The organism is Clostridium sp. CAG:43 (assembly GCF_000434655.1).
Classification (GTDB): domain Bacteria; phylum Bacillota; class Clostridia; order Lachnospirales; family Lachnospiraceae; genus Otoolea; species Otoolea fessa.
This window is the reverse complement of sequence record NZ_FR895073.1, coordinates 21,573-26,738: the sequence shown is the minus strand read 5'-3', so window position 1 is coordinate 26,738 and position 5,166 is coordinate 21,573. Positions and strand designations below refer to the sequence as shown.

The 5,166-nt window shown below is 51.4% G+C and carries 2 protein-coding genes, 1 pseudogene and 1 riboswitch; of the genes and pseudogenes, 1 reads left to right on the top strand and 2 read right to left on the bottom strand.

What is annotated here, in order from left to right:
- Positions 1-20: 20 nt before the first annotated feature.
- Together QVO97_RS05975 and pflB are read right to left on the bottom strand one after the other, a co-directional pair.
- Positions 21-833 carry a radical SAM protein gene (locus QVO97_RS05975; protein ID WP_022359470.1) on the bottom strand — a complete coding sequence of 271 codons (813 nt, stop codon included), beginning with the start codon at positions 831-833 and terminating at the stop codon, positions 21-23.
- A 2-nt stretch (positions 834-835) separates the two neighbouring features.
- Positions 836-3,139 carry a formate C-acetyltransferase gene (pflB, locus tag QVO97_RS05970; protein ID WP_022359469.1) on the bottom strand — a complete coding sequence of 768 codons (2,304 nt, stop codon included), beginning with the start codon at positions 3,137-3,139 and terminating at the stop codon, positions 836-838.
- An 84-nt stretch (positions 3,140-3,223) separates the two neighbouring features.
- A riboswitch (ZMP/ZTP riboswitch) is annotated at positions 3,224-3,303 on the bottom strand.
- 904 nt (positions 3,304-4,207) lie between these two features.
- On the opposite strand from pflB, the pseudogene QVO97_RS05965 reads away from it, so the two are divergent.
- A pseudogene (locus tag QVO97_RS05965) lies at positions 4,208-5,166 on the top strand (hypothetical protein); the annotation flags it as partial.

Sequence of the window (5,166 nt, the reverse complement as noted above, 5' to 3'; positions counted from 1 at the left end):
GTGCCAAGGCACATTCTTTTTCATCCCAACAGGATTTGGTTTGCCCGCTTCAGATTGTTCTCGTCCGGGATACGGATGCCGGACAGGGAATAGGGAATGCCAAGCGTTTCCCATTTATAGATGCCGAGTGTATGGTAGGGGAGAATTTCTACCTTTTCCACATTTGAAAGTGTGTCCAGAAATGCACGGATTCCATGCAGGTTGGCCGGAGCATCGGTAATGCCGGGGACTAAAACATGCCGGACCCACATGGGCTTATGAATCTGGTCTAAAAACCGGGCAAAGGAAAGAATGGATTCGTTGGAGTGCCCAGTCAGAAGACGATGTTTTTCCGGATCGATGTGTTTCAGATCCAGAATAACAAGATCGGTGTGCTCTAAAAGCGTGGTCAGGCGGGAAAAGAAAGGTTCGGCGGTGGTAAATGGCTGTCCCGCGGTGTCCAGTGTGGTGTGAATGTGCTGTTCTTTGGCAAGCTGGAAAAATTCACATAAAAAGTCAGCTTGAAGGAGCGGTTCTCCGCCGCTGACGGTGATGCCGCCGCCCCCGCGCCAGTAACTCCGGTAGCGGAGTGCCTGGCGAAGAAGTGCTTCCGGGGTGATTTCCTGCGAACCGGTGTGTTTAGATGGGCAAGAAACACCTTCGGAAAGAGCGGATGCGCCGGAAGTGCGGGTGGAGGCGTCCGGAAGGGGAAGTTCCTTTGGCAGTACCCATGTATCCGGATTGTGGCAGTAGCGGCAGCGCATGAGACAGCCCTGCATGAATACCACGAAGCGGACACCGGGACCGTCTACGGAGCCGAAGGTATCGATGGAATGAATATAACCGGTATGCATCGTTACAGCACCTCGTGGCAGGTACGGGCGATCACGTCGAGCTGCTGTTCTCTGGTCAGATTGATAAATTTAACGGCATATCCGGAAACACGGATGGTGAAGTTGGCATATTCCGGTTTCTCCGGGTGTTCCATCGCGTCTTTCAGTTTTTCGATTCCAAAGACATTTACATTTAAATGATGCGCGCCCTGATCAAAATATCCGTCCAGGACGTGAACCAGGTTGTTTTTCCGTTCTGTCTCGGAGTGACCGAGCGCCCCCGGTGCAATCGTTTCTGTGTTGGAGATGCCGTCAAGCGCATATTCATATGGAAGCTTTGCGACCGAGTTTAAAGAAGCGAGCAGACCGTTCTGCTCTGCGCCGTAGGAAGGAGTTGCGCCCGGGGCAAACGGGGTGAATGCCGGCCGTCCGTCCGGAAGTGCGCCGGTTGCCTTGCCATATACAACATTGGAGGTGATCGTGAGGATCGAGGTGGTTGCCTCGGAATTCCGGTAGGTGTGGTATTTTTTTACTTTATGTAAAAAGGTTTTTAACAGCCATACGGCAATCTCGTCGGCGCGGTCGTCATCGTTTCCGTAGCGTGGGAAATCGCCCTCTGTCTCAAACTTGCGGGCGATGCCGTATTCATCACGGATGACCTTCACTTTTGCATATCGGATCGCGGAGAGAGAATCGACCACGTGGGAGAAACCGGCGATTCCGGTGGCAAAGGTACGCCGGACATCCGTGTCGATCAACGCCATCTCAGCGGATTCATAGTAATATTTATCGTGCATATAGTGAATCAAATTGAGGATATTCACATAAATGCCCGCCAGCCAGTCCAGCATCTGATCGTATTTATGCATGACTTCCTGATAATCGAGGTATTCGGATGTGATCGGCGCATACGCCGGACCAACCTGCATCGGACGTCCGTCTTTGGTAGTGTATTTCTCGTCTCTGCCTCCGTTGATGGCATAGAGAAGGCATTTGGCAAGATTGGCACGGGCGCCGAACAGCTGCATTTCCTTGCCTGTCTGGGTGGCGGAGACGCAGCAGCAGATGCTGTAGTCGTCCCCCCAGATCGGACGCATGACATCGTCGTTTTCATACTGGATCGAGGATGTGTTGATGGAGATTTTGGCAGCATATTTCTTAAATGCCTCTGGCAGGCGGGAAGAGTAAAGAACGGTCAGGTTTGGTTCCGGGGACGGTCCCATATTTTCCAGCGTATGTAAAAAGCGGAAATCGTTTTTCGTTACCATCGGACGCCCGTCTTGTCCCAGACCGGCAACCTCCAGCGTCGCCCAGACCGGATCGCCGGAGAAAAGTTGGTTGTAGGATGGGATCCGGGCAAATTTTACCATGCGGAATTTCATTGTCATATGGTCGATTAATTCCTGCGCCTCGGCTTCGGTCAGTGTTTGTTCGGTTAAATCCCGGTTGATGTAGATATCAAGGAAGGTGGAAACGCGTCCGACACTCATGGCGGCACCGTTCTGGGTCTTAACGGCAGCGAGGTAACCGAAGTAGAGCCACTGGACGGCTTCTTTGGCATTGGAAGCCGGACGGGAGATATCAAAACCATAGATGGCAGCCATCTCCTGAATGCCCTTTAGAGCGCGGATCTGCTCGGCGATCTCTTCCCGCTGGCGGATGATGTCATCAAACATGGCGCCATTTCCACAGTGTTCCAGATCCTTTTTCTTTTCCTGAATTAGAAAATCGATTCCATACAGGGCGATCCGGCGGTAGTCGCCTACGATCCGGCCGCGTCCATAGGTATCCGGAAGTCCGGTGACGATATGGCAGTGGCGGGCGGTTTTCATTTCCGGGGTATATGCATCGAAGACGGCCTGGTTGTGGGTTTTATGGTATTCGGTAAAGATTTTATGAAATTTTGGATTGACATGGTAGCCGTAGGTTTCGGCGGCTTCCTCCGCCATCTTGATTCCGCCGAACGGCATAAAAGCCCGCTTGAGTGGTTTGTCGGTCTGAAGTCCGACGATGCGTTCCAGATCTTTAAGCTCCGGATCGATATATCCCGGACCATAGGCGGTCAGGCTGGATACGATTTCAGTTTCGCATTCGAGCACACCGCCCTTTTCGTGCTCTTCCTTCTGAAGCTTTTGAAGGCGTTCCCAGAGCAGATGAGTGGCATTGGTCGGGGCAGCGAGAAAGCTTTCATCGCCATCATATTGCGTATAGTTGTTCTGGATGAAATCGCGGACGTTCACTTCGCCGGTCCATTTGGAGCCCAGAAAACCTCTCCAGGCCGTTTGAAAGATAGGTGTGTTTTGGAATGTTTGATACATAGCAGACATGTGTTTCCCTCCTGGTTGAAAAATTTCGATCCCAGCAGAGACGGTGAGAGTGAAAAAAAGTAAAAAAAATACCCACGGTCTGTGCTGTGACGCCCAGACGGTCGGCAATTTCCAGTCATACTTCATGTGGTTGATCCACTTATCCGTCAGTTGTATGACTGCTATGTTTAAGATATATCAGAACCGAAGAGGAATGTCAAGCTATATTTTGGGGAAGAGGTAACGGTTCAAATCCGTAGCTGTTCATAGTAACAAAAAGAGTGCCGGAAAGAGTGGACATTTGGCAAATGACTTGATAAAATGAGTGAAGTTTTAAGGCAGATGGGAATGAAAAAGGGATAAAAAGTTGCTGGGCACGATGCTTGAACAGTAATGATGAAACCTGAATTTGACAGAAATGACAGAAGAGAGGAAGAAAATGCTGGAAAAATTTTGTATCGGGCTGGTGCGGATTTTGTTGGGAGGAATTCTTTTTTTCCTGACACTGCTCAGCGCGGTTGTGACCTGCCGGGTCTATGGAGGTTCTGAGATTGTACAGTATGGAAGGGACAGTCTGTTTCTGCACCTGTTTTTTGGTGCGGGTGTGATTGGACTGACGGTGTTTTACAGGCGGAGAAAGGAACGAAAGTGCCGGAAGAACCAGTGGCTTCTTTTAGCGGCTGCTGCCTATCTTTTTTGGATTCTCCTTGTCCCGTCCTGGGGCGGTTCTGACTCCCATCAGTGTATGGCGTCTGCGCAGGGACTTCTGCAGGGCGATTTCAGCGCCTGGGAGCCGGTGGCGTATTCATATGGGACAGCGGAAGGACCGCTTGGGTATGCGTACACTTATCCGTCTCAGAACGGGCTGATTCTCTATATGGCAGTGCTGGCATTTTTCTTTGGAGATGCGGCGTATGTAGTTTTCCAGATTTTAAATATCGGATTTTTTATTCTGGGAATCGTGAGCCTGCAGCGGATGACGGTCCGGGGAAACGAAAGATGCAGCTTGCTTTTGTGGATGGCNNNNTGCTTTTGTGGATGGCGTGCTGTCTGCCATTTTCTTTCTATATCCTCTTCGTGTACGGCACGATGCCAGGATTTGGACTTTCGTGTCTGGCGATGGAACGTCTGGTGCGGTATGTGGAAGAGGGGCGGGGAAGAGACTTCTGGATTGGCGCGGCAGCAGTAGCGGCGGCGGTGATCCTCAAGTCGAATTATGAGATTGTGCTGGTGGCGCTGTTTTTGTATCTGGCATCCTCGGGAGTCTTTCGAAGGAAAGCACGCCTGCTGGTGGCAGCGGTGCTTCTGATTACAGCGTATGTGATTGGAAACCGGGGGATTCAGACAGGAATTTCTTCCGTGACCGGACGCACGGTATCGGACGGTGCGGCGATGATTGCCTGGGTGCAGATGGGACTGGAGGAGAGCAAACGTGGACCGGGCTGGTACAATGGCTATCAGGTAAAACTCTTTCAGAAAGCAGATGGGGATGCGGATCTGGCGGCCGCATGGGCGCAGGCAGATTTGCGGAGAACGATTTCAGATATGGCAGGGGAACCGGCGAAAGCCGCTGATTTCTTTGTTCGGAAGATCGAGTCAATCTGGGCGGAACCGACCTTTCAGAGTCTCTGGATCCAGGAGGTGGGAAATACCTCCTGGGCGGAGGGAAGCCCGCCATGGGAGCTTTTCAAGGAAGAAGGGGGTCTGAACCGGCTCTATGTTTTTGCGGCGAATCTGTTGCAGACGTTTGTGTATGCGATGGCATGTGTATGGGTGATTGCCGGGATGAGTGCCAAAGGAAGCCGAAGTAAGCATGTTCTGATGAAACGAACATGGGAAAAGAGGATAGAAGCAGAAAAGGCAGAAAAAACTGTGAAAGCTGTGAAAAAACAGGGAATGGAAACGGTCTGGGAGAGGCAGGAACGTGGAAAACCGGACAGATGGGGGATGCTGCTTCCGGGAATCGTGTTTATTGGGGGATTCCTGTTCCATCTGCTCTGGGAGGCGAAGGGGCAGTATTCGGTGGTGTATTTTATGCTGCTGTTGCC

Excerpts from the sequence above, each read along its gene's own strand:
- QVO97_RS05975 (WP_022359470.1), bottom strand. The coding sequence starts at position 833 with ATGCATACCGGTTATATTCATTCCATCGATACCTTCGGCTCCGTAGAC.
- pflB (WP_022359469.1), bottom strand. The coding sequence starts at position 3,139 with ATGTCTGCTATGTATCAAACATTCCAAAACACACCTATCTTTCAAACG.